The sequence below is a fragment of the Methanothermococcus thermolithotrophicus DSM 2095 genome, from assembly GCF_000376965.1.
GTDB lineage: Archaea > AGJL01 > Methanococci > Methanococcales > Methanococcaceae > Methanothermococcus > Methanothermococcus thermolithotrophicus.
In genome coordinates, this window is sequence record NZ_AQXV01000036.1 from 12940 (window position 1) to 28984 (window position 16045).

The 16045-nt window shown below is 32.6% G+C and carries 10 protein-coding genes; 4 read left to right on the top strand and 6 right to left on the bottom strand.

What is annotated here, in order from left to right:
- Window positions 1-102 precede the first annotated feature (102 nt).
- From F555_RS0102575 to proS, 3 genes are all read right to left on the bottom strand, one after another.
- Entirely contained in the window at window positions 103-2010 is a 1908-nt protein-coding gene (locus tag F555_RS0102575; protein WP_018153658.1) for a beta-CASP ribonuclease aCPSF1, read from the bottom strand.
- Window positions 2011-2142: 132 nt separating this feature from the next.
- Window positions 2143-2811, bottom strand: coding sequence for an archaeal proteasome endopeptidase complex subunit beta (gene psmB / locus F555_RS0102580; RefSeq protein WP_018153659.1), 669 nt, complete (start codon window positions 2809-2811; stop codon window positions 2143-2145).
- A 256-nt stretch (window positions 2812-3067) separates the two neighbouring features.
- A complete protein-coding gene (gene proS, locus F555_RS0102585) occupies window positions 3068-4456 on the bottom strand; it encodes a proline--tRNA ligase (RefSeq protein ID WP_018153660.1) in 1389 nt (462 codons plus the stop codon).
- A gap of 330 nt (window positions 4457-4786) precedes the next feature.
- Here proS and leuS point away from each other — a divergent pair, with 330 nt between their 5' ends.
- From leuS to mptN, 4 genes are all read left to right on the top strand, one after another.
- On the top strand, window positions 4787-7645 hold the full coding sequence (gene leuS, locus F555_RS0102590) for a leucine--tRNA ligase (protein WP_018153661.1): 2859 nt from the start codon (window positions 4787-4789) through the stop codon (window positions 7643-7645).
- A gap of 31 nt (window positions 7646-7676) precedes the next feature.
- The gene (locus F555_RS0102595) at window positions 7677-8006 is read left to right on the top strand and encodes a DUF1894 domain-containing protein (RefSeq protein ID WP_018153662.1); all 330 of its coding nucleotides are present in this window, start codon (window positions 7677-7679) and stop codon (window positions 8004-8006) included.
- A 99-nt stretch (window positions 8007-8105) separates the two neighbouring features.
- A complete protein-coding gene (locus F555_RS0102600; RefSeq protein WP_018153663.1) occupies window positions 8106-8549 on the top strand; it encodes a DUF1890 domain-containing protein in 444 nt (147 codons plus the stop codon).
- Between the two features lie 9 nt (window positions 8550-8558).
- Complete coding sequence (mptN, locus tag F555_RS0102605; protein WP_018153664.1) at window positions 8559-9464, top strand: tetrahydromethanopterin:alpha-L-glutamate ligase; 906 nt, start codon at window positions 8559-8561, stop codon at window positions 9462-9464.
- Between the two features lie 115 nt (window positions 9465-9579).
- Here mptN and F555_RS0102610 read toward each other — a convergent pair whose 3' ends face one another.
- The 3 genes from F555_RS0102610 to F555_RS0102620 form a co-directional block, all read right to left on the bottom strand.
- Window positions 9580-10749, bottom strand: a complete 1170-nt coding sequence (locus F555_RS0102610) for an MnmC family methyltransferase (protein WP_018153665.1) — start codon at window positions 10747-10749, stop codon at window positions 9580-9582.
- Between the two features lie 491 nt (window positions 10750-11240).
- A complete protein-coding gene (locus tag F555_RS0102615; protein ID WP_018153666.1) occupies window positions 11241-14594 on the bottom strand; it encodes a CARDB domain-containing protein in 3354 nt (1117 codons plus the stop codon).
- 68 nt (window positions 14595-14662) lie between these two features.
- On the bottom strand, window positions 14663-16024 hold the full coding sequence (locus tag F555_RS0102620; RefSeq protein WP_026182922.1) for an ABC transporter substrate-binding protein: 1362 nt from the start codon (window positions 16022-16024) through the stop codon (window positions 14663-14665).
- Window positions 16025-16045 lie beyond the last annotated feature (21 nt).

Consider the following 16045-nt stretch of genomic DNA (forward strand, 5'->3'; position numbering starts at 1 on the left):
AAAGAGTAAAAACGAAAAAAATAGAAAAAGAAAAAAATAAATTTTTATAGTTGCAATATTATTATTCTGCTCATTTATTATTCTGCTCATTTATTATTCTGCTCATTTTACTCTGATACTGTCTAAATTCATAGGAGCTCTAGTTTCTTTTTTAAACAGTTTGTATGCAGTACTTGCTAAATCAATACATTTTGAAACTTCTCCATGAACCGTAAATATTTTCTCAGGCATTGGTTTGAGTTTTCTTAAATATCTTATCAACTGTTTTCTGTCGCTGTGCCCTGAAAACCCTTCTAAAGTATGAACTTGGAGGTTTACTTTAACAGCTTTGGTTTTTCCGTTTTTCCCCATGAGTGGTATTTCGTTCCATCCTTTTTGTATTTTTCTTCCAAGCGTACCTTCTGCCTGATAACCAACGAATACTATTGCGTTCTTTTCATCTGAAGCTAAAGCTTTAAAGTATTCAACACTAGGCCCACCGCTAAGCATTCCTGATGTTGTTAGGATTATACAAGGTTCATCACTATCAATTATGTTTCTTCTATCGTTTGTATTTTTAACCTTTCTAAACACTTCTGAAAGGAAAGGATTATCTCCTTCGTGGAATATTCTATTTCTTATGTTCTTTGAGAGGTATTCTGGATATGCAGTATGTATTGCAGTAGCTTCCCATATCATACCATCCAAGTAAACTGGTGCGTTGAATATTCCTTGATTGTAGCCTTCTTCTAAAACTAACATCAATTCCTGAGCTCTACCAACACCGAATACTGGGATTATGACCTTACCTTTTCTACTTATTGTTTCTGCCACAGTTCTTAAGAAGTAATCTTCAGTTTCATCCCTTTCAGGTAAAACATCCTCATACCCACCGTAGGTAGATTCAATTATCAGAGCTTCCAATCTTGGGAATTGACAGACTGCAGGTTCTAACAGTCTTGAAGATTCAAACTTTAAATCTCCAGTATATGCTATGTTGTAAAGTCCATCCCCAATATGGCAGTGAGCAATGGCGGAACCTAATATGTGGCCTGCATTGTGTAGTGTAAGTTTTATAGCAGGGGATATGTCGGTTGTAACTCCATAATCTATAGGTATGGTGTGCTTAACACATTTTTTAATATCTTTTGATGAGTATGGTGTAGGTTTGCCTTCTTTTTCAGCAATTTCAAGGTAGTCCTTCTGTAAAAGTGTCATTAAGTCTCTGGTGGGCCTTGTACAGTAAACTGGTCCATCATAGCCATATCTAAATAAACCTGGAACAAATCCACAGTGGTCTAAATGGGCATGAGTTATCACAACTGCATCAATCTCTTCAACTGAAAATTCGGGAGCATCAAAATGCGGAAATGCCTTATCCCCTTCAACTGCAATGTTTATTCCACAGTCTATTAAAATTCTACTTTCAGGAGTTTGTAGGTACAGGCTAGTTCTTCCAACCTCCCTACTACCTCCCAAAAAAGAAACTCTTACCCAACAGTCTTCTCTCAATCTAACATCTCTATGGATTCTCCTTCCGATTTTTCTTAGTATTTCCTTAACATCGGCTCTTTCTCTGTAAAGTGTGGCTCTTATTGCTTTAATGGTTTCAGAAGGTATTGGTGGAGTTCTTACAGGTTTTGGAGCCCATCTTATGGCTTTTTTTATTTCTTCCAAAGTGCTTCCTTCCTTACCAATTACGAGTCCTGGTTTTTTTGATTCTACTATTATCTCTCCAGTATTTGCATCAAATATGAAGTTCGTTATTTCAGCATCATCTGGAACAATTTCTAAAATTTTGTTCTTTGCAATTTCAGGATCTACTAAAACAGAAGGATCTGGTCTTATGGCAATTCTTTTTCTGAAGTCTCTTGCAAGTTCTTTGATAAAAGAGTTAGAAAATATCTCCGGATTTTTTGCATATATTACAACTTCTGAACCTTCGAATTGAACATCAGTTATTGCCGCATTTCCTGGAGCTCTCTTTATTACTTCTTCCTTTATCTCGTTTAAAATATCTTCTGCTGACAAAATAGTTCCCTCCTTATTAAAATTGACATTTAAAATTATGTTAAAATATCCTTTTGAAAATAAAATGAGGTATTGTAAAAATGAATAAAACAAACATAGTTCTTAAAAAGAAATACTGATCTATTATATGAATTATTTATTACTTCTTCCTTTTTTTATTTTTGATACGATGTCATCGGTTTCTTTATCTGAAAATAGTTTTACTCCGTCTTTATTTATTGTCGCAAGTGACATTCCATTTCCTGAGAAAGCATCTCTTTCCATGGCTGAAACAAGTGCTTTAGCAGCTACTTTTATACCTTTTTTAATATCCATGTCTCTTTTATATTCTGATTCCAAAACACCGTATGCAGTTGGAGATCCAGAACCTGTGGCAGTAAATGACGTTTCTTCATTTATTCCGCCAAGGGGATCTAATGAATATAACCTAGGACCATGAAGTTGGTCGTAGCCACCAACTATCAGCTGTGTTAAAAGAGGGTAATGTCTATTACCATGTAGAATATTACTCATTAATGTTGCGCAGGATAGAGGGGTCATGTTGTTCCCAGTTCTCATTTTATAGATTTTTGTTTCAGCTGATATTATTCTTACGAGCGATTGGGCATCCCCTACACTTCCTGCTATTGTCACTGCTATGTAGTCGTCAATCTTATATAACTTTTTCGCTTCTTTGTCGGCTATGAGGTTCCCCATGGTAGCTCTTTTGTCTGTGGCTAAAACTACTCCATCATCACAAATTAAACCTACTGTAGTCGTCCCCTTCATATATTGTTTATAAATTTCCATATGGGATTCCATATTATCACCATTATGTGCTGAACTAATTAAAATCCTTTCACAAATTCTTTACTTTATTAGATAATAATAAGTGAGAATTAAGATTTAGAAGAATTTTTTAATATTCATTTTTTTAGATAATATAGTTTATATACTCTACGGTTTTTATCTAAAATAAAAGTGGTTTTAGGTATTGGTATTGTTAAATATTAATGGTATAGTATTAAAGCGTTTAGTAAATATTTAGAAAGTATTTGGTAGATATTTGATAATTATTTTAGTATGTCCTTGCAATTGCAATATACTCATTTTCATCGTATGTTGTAGTACCTAAAATTGAAGCTTCAACAGAGTTTTCCAAGTCTTCATTATATATATTCTCATTGTAAGGTATTAAAACTATTCCTTTTTTATCATTTAATATGGTTCTGATTTTATCGCCAAATGATTCTAACCCCTCTTCTTTATTGTATTCAACTATAGTTATGAACTCTTCAAATTTTTTCCATGCATTCTCTCTCATATTTTCTTTTATTGAATGCAGTATGTTTTCTATTTCTTCAAGTGCGTTTTCTTCATCTATCTGGAATTTTTCGCCAGTATCTCTTCTATACAGTGTTAATTTTTTGTTTTCAATATCCTTTGGACCTAATTCAATTCTCAAAGGAACTCCTTTCAGCTCCCAATCGTTGAACTTTCTTCCAGGTCTTATATCTCTATCATCTAGGTGGATTCTATACTTGTTCTTTAAAACTTTCTGGAGCTCGTTTATTTTTTCCATTACAATTTCTTCCTTTCCTTTGAATAACAGAGGTACCAATACTATTTGGATTGGAGCTATATCCGGCGGAATTACAAGACCTTTTTCATCTCCATGAATTGCTATTACTGAGGCTATTGCTCTGTCTGAAATACCGTAGCATGTTTGGTAGGCATAATCCTTGCCTCCATCAGGAGTTTCGAATTCAATTTCAAAAGTTTTTGCAAAGTTTTGGCCTAAGTTGTGTACTGTGCCAATCTGCATGGTTTTTCCATCTGGGAAAATTGTATCAAATGCCATTGTGTATTCTGCCCCTGGAAACTTGTCCCATTCCGGTCTTTTTGATACTAAATAAGGAATTCCGAGCTCATCAAAGAATTTTTTGTAAACTTCTATAGCCTCTTTTACTTGTTCTTCAGCTTCTTCTTTTGTTGAGTGGGCAGTGTGAGCTTCCTTAAATGTCATTATTTCTCTTAACCTGATTAAAGGTCTTGTATGCTTTGTTTCATATCTAAATGAGTTTACAACTTGGTATATCTTTATAGGAAGGTCGGTATGTACCTTTGTCCATAACTTCATCATGTGGTATATTGGAGTTTCAGATGTGGGTCTCAATGCAAGCTTTACTTCAAGAGGTGTTTTACCACCGTGAGTTACCCAGTAAACTTCGTCCTCAAAACCCTTAATGTGTTCCCCTTCTTTTGCAAGTAAATCTTCAGGTATTAGCATAGGAAAAAGTGTTTCATCATGCCCTGTTTCATCGAGTAATTTTCTTATTATTTCAAATGAATATCTCCTTATTTTAAAACCATAAGGTAGGTAAACACCGCAACCTTTGATAGGATATCTCAAATCATATATCCCAGCTCTCTCTAAAATATCGCCGTACCATTTAGAAAAGTCCATTATTCCACCAGTTTGTATTTATTTATTTTTAATCAAAATAATATACGTTATAATAGATTTTATTACTCTTTCCTAGGTATCTATAAAATATATTTATATAATTTATGTGAATATTATTTAAATCAACTGAATTAATTGAATTAATTGAATTAACTGAATAAGTAAATTAATCAAATTAAAATAATTTTAATATTAATTTGATATATTTTTATATGTTATTTAAAGTCATTGAAATTTTAAATCACGGTACAATCAGACACTCCAATCAAATTTAATATAATTATACATGAAACTCATTTGCAGAACGACTATATTTATCGGAGGGAAAACATGGAAGAAAAATTAGATTTAATGGAAATCACGAAAAAATGGCAGAAAAAATGGGACGAAAATAAAATATTTGAAACAAATGCCGATGAACAGAAGGAAAAATTCTTTATTACTGCTGCTTTTCCATATCTAAATGGTGTTTTACATGCAGGTCACTTAAGGACCTTTACGATACCTGAAGTCATTGCAAGGTATCAGAGGATGAAAAATAAGAATGTACTATGGACTTTTGGATATCACGTTACAGGAACTCCTATTTTAGGTCTTGCAGAACAGATTAAAGAAAAAAGTGAAAACATACTCTGGGCCTACAACAAATTACACAACATACCAATGGATGATCTTGTAACGTTAGACACTCCTGAAAGGATAGTGGAGTATTTTTCTAAAAAAGCCACTGAAGCATTTAAAAGTATGGGATTTTCCCTGGATTGGAGAAGAAACTTCAAAACAGATGATGAAGTCTTTAAAAAGTTTGTAGAATGGCAGTTTTTAAAGTTAAAAGAAAAAGGATATATTACAAAAGGTTCCCACCCTGTTAGATACTGTCCAAAATGTGACAACCCTGTTGAAGACCACGATTTACTGCATGGTGAGGAAGCCACACTTATTGAATATGTACTCTTAAAGTTCAAAATTAACTTTGATGGAGAAGAATGTACCATACCGATGGCTACATTGAGGCCTGAGACAATATTTGGAGTTACAAATGCCTGGGTAAATCCAGAGAAAACATACGTACTGGCTAAGGTTTTCAATGAAGTTCAAAAGTTGGATAGTGAAGATATTGAACTTGAATACGATGGAATGTGGATTTTCAGTAAGGAATGCGGTGAAAAACTCAGCCACCAGGATAAACACATAGAGATAGTTAGGGAATTTAAGGGAGATGAGCTCATTGGTAAAAATGTAATCAACCCATTAACAAAAAAAGAAGTCCCAATATTCCCTGCAGAATTCGTTGAAACAGAAATTGGTACTGGCTGTGTTATGAGTGTTCCAGCTCACGCACCCTATGACTATACTGCATTGAGGGATTTGGGAAAAGTTGACGAAGTAGGGCTTATTTCACTCATAGAGATTGAAGGTTATGGAGAACATCCTGCAAAGGAAATTGTGGAAAAGATGGGAATAAAGAACCAAAATGACGAAGAATTACTTGAAAAAGCCACAAATAAAATCTATAAGGATGAGTTCCACAAAGGTAAATTAAACAAAAACTGTGGAGAATATGAAGGAGTCCCAGTTAAGGAAATTAAGGAAAAACTTACAAAAGACCTTGTTAAAAAAGGCCTTGCAGAAATAATGTATGAATTTTCAGAACCAAAAGTGGTTTGTAGATGTGGAACCAAATGTATAATTAAAACTGTTAAAGGGCAGTGGTTTATAACCTATTCAGATGAAGAATGGAAGGAACTTGCCCATAAATGTGTTGACAGAATGAACTTTATTCCTGAAAGTGTCAGAACAGACTTCCATAACAAGATAGACTGGATGAAAAATAAAGCCTGTGCAAGGAAAAAAGGTCTTGGAACTAAACTGCCATTTGACAAGAACTGGATAATTGAGAGTTTATCTGACAGTACGATTTATATGGCTTACTACACCATAGCCAGATTTATAAACGAAAATAACCTAAAACCAGAGCAATTAACCGAAGAATTATTTGACTACATATACTTAGAAAGAGGCAACATTAGTGAAATCTCAGAGAAAACAGGCATTCCAGAAAGCTTAATTGATGAAATGAGAAAAGAATTCCTATACTACTATCCGCTTGATTGGAGATGCTCTGCAAAAGACCTTATCCCTAACCATTTGACATTCATGATATTCAACCACGTGGCAATATTCAAGGAAGAGCTCTGGCCAAGGGGTATTGTAATTAACGGTTATGTTACAATTGAAGGCAAAAAACTTTCAAAATCCAAAGGACCAGTGCTTCCTGTTATGGAGGTTGCTGAAAAATTCGGACCAGATGTTGGAAGATTCTATATCACAACTTGTGCGGAGCTCCCGCAGGATGCAGACATAAAGTTCAAGGAAATGGAAAAAGTCAGAGAGAATTTAATACGATTCTATGAGCTAGCAATGGAAACTCTGGATGTAAATGAAAAAATAAGTGATGAAGAATACAAAGAACTGAAATTAATCGATAAATGGCTGTTACATAAGGCATATAACTCAGTTAAAGTTGCAGATGAATCATACGACGAGTTCCACCTCAGAAGAATAGGTATTCTGTTCTATGAATTAATGAACGATTTAAGATGGTACAGAAGAAGAGGTGGAGACAATAAAAAGGTTTTAAGGGAAGTTGTGGAAGTCTGGACTAAGATATTGGCCCCAATAACTCCTCACATCTGTGAAGAGATCTGGGAAAAATTAGGTAAAGACACATTTGTATCAACAGAATTATTCCCAGAAGTTAAGGAAGAATATATTGATGAAACTTTGGAGCTAGGTGAAGAATTCGTAAAATCAGTTATTGAGGATATAAGAAGCATCGTAGATGTTGCAAAGATAGAGCCAAAGAAAATATACCTCTATACTGCAGACCAGTGGAAGTACGATATCCTTGATTTTATATACAACAACCAGGATAAAAATGCAAAACAGATCATCCCAATGATTATGAAGAATGAGGAATACAGAAAATATGGAAAGCAGATTCCAAAGTTGATAAATGATATTATGAAAATAGGGGTTAAGAAAGTTATAGATGAAGTTGATATATTAGAAAATGCTAAAGAGTTTATTGGTAAAGAATTTGAATGTGAAATAATAGTTAATGGGGAAGATATTAAAGGTAAGAAAAAGTACGCAATTCCATACAAATCAGCTATTTATTTAGAATAATAAAACTTCCCTTTATTTATGGGTGAAAAACATGTCCTGTATTGACAACTACAACTACGAGATACTATTTAATGGATCTTTTAAAGAATGTGCAGAATACATTAAAAAGAACTATAAAAATATTCGTGAATTAAATGCGGGGGAGGAAATCGTAGAGGGTGTTATGTTAATAGGTATTCCACCAATACCGGTAGGTTATGATGAAAATTATGTAGTATTCCCCTACACAAAGCCTTGTTATGGTAGCTATGTTTTAAGGGTACCTATGGAAGAATACATAAAATCAAATAAAAAAGTTGAAGATAGGAAGAAAAAGAAAGAAGAAGGGGAAGGTTTATTGTCTAAGTTGAAATTCTGGTAGAGTTTTAAAAATCTAAACTTTTAATTTTTAAATATAATATCATATCTTTCTTTATTTCTTCGTTATGACACACATATTAACACTAAAAAAGGTGATTTAATGAAGATAATGATTTTATTGGGATGTCCTGAACCACCAGTTTTAATTCCTTCATTCATATATTTACTCAATATGTTAAAAAATAAAGGTCATGAAGTTTACGTATCTGCAAATCCTGCTGCTCTGAAGTTAATAGAAGCTGCAGATCCTGAAAAGAAGTATTTAAAAGGAGTCGGTTTTCAAAGCATAGAGGACGGTTTAAGGGACAAATTTGATGTAGATCTTATTATTGGATTTGCCCACAATGACGCCGCAGTTAACTATATAGTTACTTATAAGATGGTATATGGTGCAAAGGCTTTGGCTCTGGTATTTGGAAAGGAAATAAACGAAGAGTTTGTAAAGTTATTGAATGAAAATGGTGTGGAAACATACACTGCAAAGGCATTCCATAATCCAACTCCAGTTATTGTAAAGTTGAAAAAGATGGTTGAAAATATTTAATGTGAAAATATGAAGATGGGAATAATATCTGAGGAAGTGGATTGGATTACTGTCCAACTGGAAAAATCAATGGAAAAATATGATATAAGGCCTATTTTTATAAAACCATCAAGGATAGTTTCTTCAATAGGTCTGGATTTTAAACTTAAACTTAACAATCGAGATATTTTGGATTTGGATTGTGTATTTGTAAGGAATATTGGGGAAGGTCCTGAAATGTTCTACAGGTTTGATGCTCTTAAGTATCTGGAGAATTATGTTCCATTGATAAATCCAACAGACGGGATTGAAAACGCAGGGAATAAATACAGAACATCTTTTTTAATGGAAGTGAATGGAATACCCAGTCCAAGAACTGTTGTTACAGAAGATATAAACAAAGCACTCACATGGACAGAACAATTTGGGGATTGTGTTTTAAAACCACTTTTTGGCAATCAAGGAAAGGGTATTGTACGGCTAAATCATAGGTCGATGGTTTCAAAATTAAATGTCCTCAACAATTTCAAAAGTGAACATGGGGTATTTTATATTCAAGAGTTCGTAAATCCTCCAAAGAATCATGGTTATGGTAATACTCAAGATGGCAAAAATACCTACAGAGACATAAGAGCTTTTGTTATTGGCGATGAGGTAGTTTCTGCAATGTATAGGGTTTCAAATAATTGGATAACCAACATTCACCGAGATGGAACTCCTGAAAAGTGTGAAATAACAAACGAACTTGAAAAAATTGCAGTGAAGGCAAAAAATGCCGTAGGTCTTGTTTATGGAGGGGTTGATTTAATTGAAAGTGAAGAAGGTTTAAAAGTTCTTGAAGTCAATGGAACACCATCTTGGGAAGGATTGTCCAGTGTTTCAGAAGAAGATATTGCAGAACGGTTAATTGAAGAGGCAATAAAAATTTGCAAATAGATAGATATTTGGTAGTTTTTTATAATGTATCCATAAATATACCTACTCAACTTCGTTGAGTAGGTATCAGATTTGGATTCCCAACACCTCTCGACGAAACCTTCGGTTTCGTGAGTCAGCAAATTTCAAAGAAATTTGCTTCGATTTTTAAAGGGGTTGGTTTTCGCAATAACATACTTCTCATTTTTCTAATTATTTCAGAAGAATTTAAACCCAATTTTTGAACTTCTAAAAACTCATTAGGGATATCTCCTTTTTTTATTTTCTTAGTTGAGATGTATTTTCCCACACTCACTAATTTTTCTTTTAATTCTTCCCTTTCAATCTCTCGATTTTTTATTATTTCCTCATGATTCAGATTTAACTCTTTATCTCGATATGGAACTCCAACTGTTGAAAGTGCTATTAGCCGTTCATCTATTTCCGAAATTCTTTTTATATCTTTATCTGATGGTGGATTTTTGTATGCTACCGTAGCTCCCCTCTTCCTACCAACACTTGGACCTTCGGATATAACAAAACCACATTCTACCAATGCACTTCTAAAAGGTATTGATGAAGAGTATGATATTAAAACTCCGTTATCATCCATCCTTTTATAAATCTCCTTTAAAAAATCAACTGTGTATAAAACAGCGTCCCTTTGTGGAGAAAATGCATCATGAAACACTATATTGTATTTTTTATCCATGTTTTTAATAATCTTTCTTGCATCCCCAACGTGTAAATTTATCTTTTTTTCATTTTCGTTTTTGTTCAAAAAATAGTTATTTATGCACTCTTTTACTAATTCATGTTCTTTATATGGAATATCCAAACATAGGGAAAGAAAAAGGGTTTCTTCACTGATTTCCACCATGTCGATTTCACAGTCTTTATTAAAATGGAGTGCAGCTACTGCATTGTAACCCATGCCACTACAGAGGTCTAAAATCTTTGGATGTGACATGTTCTCTAAATTTGAAGGAATAACAAATTTTTCAACACTTTCGGTCAGAGCTCCCACCCTTGAATGCATAAGTTCTTCCCCATGTTCCGACCTTAGGGTATAGGTTCCGTCTTCAGTTTTAACCAATAGATCCAGTTTCTCCAGCTCTGATATTAACTTTTTTTTAATCGGAGCGAACGAAGTGAGCGAAGACCTAAAACCTTCGGTTTTAAGTTTTCCTCGCTTTCGCTCGGAAACGCTACAAAATCCGTAAGGATTTTGTTTAACTTCTTCTAAGTTTAGTCCTGAGCTCATGTATTCGTTGATTATTTTTAAACCTCTTTTATCAGGCAACATAAATAATTCATCTCCGCGTAATTTCTATAATTTTATATACTTTTAAATCATCAAATTTTAAAACTTCCTCATTCATATTATTACACCTATTTACATTATATATATCAATATATATTAATTTTAATTTATTTTTTTAATAAAAAGGAATTTAGTTATAAAAAGGAATAACGAAAAAATTAATAAAAAAATATTTGGTATTGATGCACGATTGAGGAGAATTTATAATATATTAAATAAATAAAATAAAGGGAGCTCCCAAATTTCCAATTTTATTTTAAATCCGATAAAAAAATTAAAAAAAGAAAATTTATTATTTTATTATTTTATATGCAGCTTTACGTCTTTCCATGAAACTTTTAAAAAAGTTGAACGAAAACGTTTAGGTTTTCGTTGCATTGAAAGTTTTCAACTTTCAAAGCTTGAAATTGCAAAGCAATTTCATGCTCGAAACAAAGATTTCGATTTCATCAAAAAGAATAAAAGTTAAAGATTTAAGGCTTCTCAATTTTCACTACTTTATCATCCTGCCATTCTACAAATACTGGTTCATCCGGAATGTCATCCAATGTTTTGAAGTATTCCACTGCTGCCTTTGTTCCCCATCTATCTGAACCTGCTAATAGTATTACTGTATGTCCATTTATTAGCTGCTTTTGGATAACCCCTTTATGAGCTCCTGGGTAGTCGTTGGTTACTTTTACTTTAAAGGTCCATGCGTATTTTTTAACTAGTGGGTTTGCTACTGGTCCCCCAACTAAGATGCAATCTTCGGTTATTCCCAATGATTTATTTACCAATTCAGTGGTATTTTTAAGGCATTTTGCTGATAAGTTGTCGTCTGTTTCTGAACCTATTATTAGTTTGTATTTATGAACTATTTCTTTTATTTTTTCTGATTTAATATCATCTGCTACATTTGGATATTTATCTACAGCTCTATGTCTGGAGCCTGATGATGTTGATGATATTTTAGTTGTTTCAGTGGTTGGCAGTGCTGCAGCAAGTATAATATTTACCTCTGGGTCTTTGACTAAGGTTATTTCCAATACTCCTTCAACAGGTATTCTATACCACCCTATTTTACCAGTGATATCGTTTTCTTTTAAAGTTATATTTTCTGTTCCATTATTTACGGTTATATCTTCAACATCCAAAGTTCCTATTGGGATTCTTATTATTGAAAATCCTTTATTTGAGGTGTTTATTGCTTTGAATTTTATCGTAGATATTAATTTATTATTTTCTTTTTTAGCTTCTTCTTTTGTTATGTTTGTTATGTTGAATCCTTCATTTAGGATTGGTTTAACCTCTGATAATATATTATCAATTGTTTTATTCATCTCGTTTTCATCGTTAATTTTAGTGTTTTTAAGTTCAGTAGCTTTCTGCGTCACTTCTTTTAAAGTTTTAATATGTTCTCCGGTAAAGTTTATTGATATGTTTTCAAGATGGGGTATCTCAATACTATCATTTTTTACTGGAATTACTGTTATATTAAGGCCTTTTCCAGATATTATTTTTACATTATCTAAATCAACGTCCTTCAATGCCTCAGAATCCATATTAATATGTTTCAATGCTTCTTTTAATTCTTTCCCCATAATTGTGTTGTTTATAAATATTTTCTTAAATTTATATCCTTCACAATCTGACAATGTAGCATGTTTTAGTATTACTGAATATGTATTATTTTCATCAATGAGTTTGAATGTTATATTTCCAATATTGAATTTTCCAGATTCTGTGAAGTTATAACCGCTTATAAATAGACTGTCATTATTTACACTCCAATTAACTATGCCAATTCCACTTACATTTAAAATTTCGATATTTTTAAAGGTTAGGTTAATATCATAACCACTACAAGGTCTTTTAGAACTTATAGATTCTGTATCAATAGATGCCACAATAGTTCCATTAGTTTCAGATGTATTATATAATTTCAAATAAACAGGTACTTCAACAACTTTTAAGTTTTTAACCAGTTTATTATCGCTTTCATTTTCTTCTTTAATGACATTTGATTTATCAACTACTGCAACAATTGTATATATTCTTGTATCATCCGGTGTCCAATTAAAGCTTACTGTTTTTGTTTCTCCAATATTTAATGAATCAACAGTTTTTACTCCCAAGTCCTTTGAATCTATGTATAAATGAACATCAAATGATTTATTTGCTATATCCTGATGACCATTGTTTGTTAATGTTATATTTATTGTTGTCGGCATTCTATATATTGATGGATTTGAAATTTCCATATCGATGATTTTAATGTTTGGTCCCTGAACTACAACAGTTTTTGGATTAATAACTATATTATTAAATTTGTATCCATTTATATCGGATACTACAACTCCATCTAACCCAATTTCTGAGTTTCCAACATCCAATGCCTTAAAGGTTGCTTTTGCAATGGTTGTTGATGTGTTTATACTTCCATCCATTATACTGAATACAACTTTTCCATCTTCAAAGGTAATGTTTTTAAGGTTTTCTGACGCGTTTATTAAGAACGTAAAGTTTGCGCATTCCAATATTTTTGAATCGTAGGTTAAAACTCCATCCATCCCTTTTACAGGTCTGTTTGCTGTAATGCTGTCTAATGATATATTAACAGTAAATGTTTCATCTGTTTTTGTTAGGTTTGTTGATGGGATTAAGTTTAATGCGATAGGTTCTTCAACTGATTCAACTGTTTTTATATATTTGTTATTGTTTTCATTAATTTCTTTTATTTCTCCATTTGAATCAACTACGGTAACAATTGTATAGTTTTTATTTTCTATCGGCATAAATGTAAAGTTTATGTTTTTTGTTTCTCCAACATTTAATCCTGTAATGGTTTTTGTTCCAAGGTCTTGGGAGTCAATATACAATACTACTGAGAAATTATTTGAAGCGTTTCTTTCACCGATATTTTTAATTGTAATTGATATTGTATTATTTTGATATGATTTTAAGTTTGACACTAAAATATCAGTAATTGTTAAATCTGATCCAGGAATAATTATCTTTGTGATATCTGAATTTTTAACAACGCTGTAACTTTCATTATCCTTGATAGTAACATCCTTTAACTGAGTTGTGGTGTTTCCAACATTTATTATGTTATAAGTAATATTTACTGTGAAATTTGTTGATTTATTAAGGCCATCTATTTTAAAGAAGTCATTTGAGGTATTAAACAAAACAGTCCCTGCGCTTGATGATATATTAACCGGTGTTATTATTGTTTTATCGTAGCTCAGCGTTCCACTAATTTCACTTAGAGTTTCATTTTCTTTTGGGGATATGATTATTGGAACGGTTATATTCTCTCCGAGCTCACCACTTACAGTTGCAGGGGTTATTATATCAGCTATTGGTTTTAGTAGTATTGTTATGTTTGAGTTTTTTAGAGTTAATGGTTCAATATGGAACCCATTTACATCAGACATGACAGTTCCGCTTAATGATACTGCTCCACTTCCCTCATTTAATGTATTAAATGAAAGAGTTGCTATTGTGAAGTTTCCTGTAAAACTATTACTAAACCATAATGAAATCCAAATTTTTCCATTAGATACAGTTATATCATCTTTAGTTGTATGTCCACTTATATCTTTTAGGACGATATTACTTTCAGATATATTCATCATACTTGAGTTATAATTAATATATGTCTCAAAGCCCTCGCACCCGGTATCGTTTGGGACATTTTTTACAACTAAATCCAAATTAAATGAATCCCCAGTATATGCATTTACATTGTCTGGGACTAATTCTACTGATACATCTTCTGCATAACACATCCCAATTAGAGAAATCATCAAAACCGAGAGTGTAAAAAACTTCCACTTCATAATATATCACCCGATATTAAAAAATCAAAATAAATAGAAATAATTAGAATTAAATTAGTAATAATAACTTAATTTGCAGTGTATGGGGTTGCTGTTCCAGTGTCTGGGTCATAACTAAGGAAGTAATGGGTGGTTCTTCCACTGAATGCATCTGGGTGTATGATTGTTCCCAAATCCATTAATACTTCATCTGTATTCATAAGTCCAAATTGCCAGTAATCTTCACTTATACAGAATAATTTACCATTCTGAACTGATTTAAATAAGTCATATCCAGGATGGTCATTTTTGAAGTTCGATAGCCAGTTTGTATTTGATGGCACGACCCAAATATCGGCACCTTTTGCTCTTTCGGCAAATGTTTCATAGTCAATCTTTGCACTGCCTGTTCCAGGATAATCACTGAATATATAGTTCCCATGACAGTCATCCATTATTCCCTTAGCTATATAGGATTGAGCTTTAGGTACATAGGTTCCACCATAGGATGGGTAATTTTTACCCCATGCAACTAGAACAGGTTCTTTGCCTCTTGTTAATCTTCTAACATTTAATGCCTTCTTTTCAACCTTTGTGAAGTATTTGCTTGCCATATCTTCTTTATTGTAGTATGCTGCAAACATCTTGACCCATTCACATCTTGCGAGATATGAATCTTCTAAATATTCTGCATTTGCGATATAAGTAATATTCAAATCGTTACATTTTGCAATAATGGCATCCCCACTGTATCCTGGATATACTAATACCGCCTGTGGAGATATGTTTATTATTATATCATAATTTGGACTGTATGATGAACCAACGTCAACTATGGAGCCGTTATCAAGCCCTTGTTTAATATCGTCGAAATACCATGTGTAGCCTCCACCCCACATGATTCCTTTAACTGAATCAATTACTGAACCATCACTGTTTAATGGTTGCATTAGTGCTATATGAGTAGAGCTCATTACAACTACATTTGTCAATGGAACATTTAGGATTTTATCATATTTTCCATCAGTCCAGGTTGGTATGGATTGAGATGCATTTTTTAATAAGAATTTCTGCCCTGTGGCATCTTCAACTATTTTATATGAGTATGCATCGCCGTTGTATGGATTTACTTCATTTCCATTTTCGTCATAGTATGTAATCTTTATATTTTTGGCATAATGGATAGGTTTTCTCAGACTGTCATAGTTTTTGAACAGATATACCACATCGGCAATATCTATTGAATTATCACAGTTCAAATCTCCATCTTCAAGGTTGAGATTTCTATTTTTGAACAGATATACCACATCGGCAATATCTATTGAGTTGTCTGCATTTACATCGCCTAATCTGTGGTTGTAATCCCCATTTGCAAATGAAGGAGATATACATATTAATAAAGATAATACACTAAGTATTATCATAAGATGAGTATTTATATTTTTCGACATATTACATCACCCAAAAAGTTT

Bases quoted from the DNA above. Each gene is read 5' to 3' on its own strand.
- psmB (WP_018153659.1), bottom strand. From the start codon at position 2,811: ATGGAATCCCATATGGAAATTTATAAACAATATATGAAGGGGACGACT.
- proS (WP_018153660.1), bottom strand. From the start codon at position 4,456: ATGGACTTTTCTAAATGGTACGGCGATATTTTAGAGAGAGCTGGGATA.
- leuS (WP_018153661.1), top strand. From the start codon at position 4,787: ATGGAAGAAAAATTAGATTTAATGGAAATCACGAAAAAATGGCAGAAA.
- F555_RS0102595 (WP_018153662.1), top strand. From the start codon at position 7,677: ATGTCCTGTATTGACAACTACAACTACGAGATACTATTTAATGGATCT.
- F555_RS0102600 (WP_018153663.1), top strand. From the start codon at position 8,106: ATGAAGATAATGATTTTATTGGGATGTCCTGAACCACCAGTTTTAATT.
- mptN (WP_018153664.1), top strand. From the start codon at position 8,559: ATGAAGATGGGAATAATATCTGAGGAAGTGGATTGGATTACTGTCCAA.
- F555_RS0102610 (WP_018153665.1), bottom strand. From the start codon at position 10,749: ATGTTGCCTGATAAAAGAGGTTTAAAAATAATCAACGAATACATGAGC.
- F555_RS0102615 (WP_018153666.1), bottom strand. From the start codon at position 14,594: ATGAAGTGGAAGTTTTTTACACTCTCGGTTTTGATGATTTCTCTAATT.
- F555_RS0102620 (WP_026182922.1), bottom strand. From the start codon at position 16,024: ATGTCGAAAAATATAAATACTCATCTTATGATAATACTTAGTGTATTA.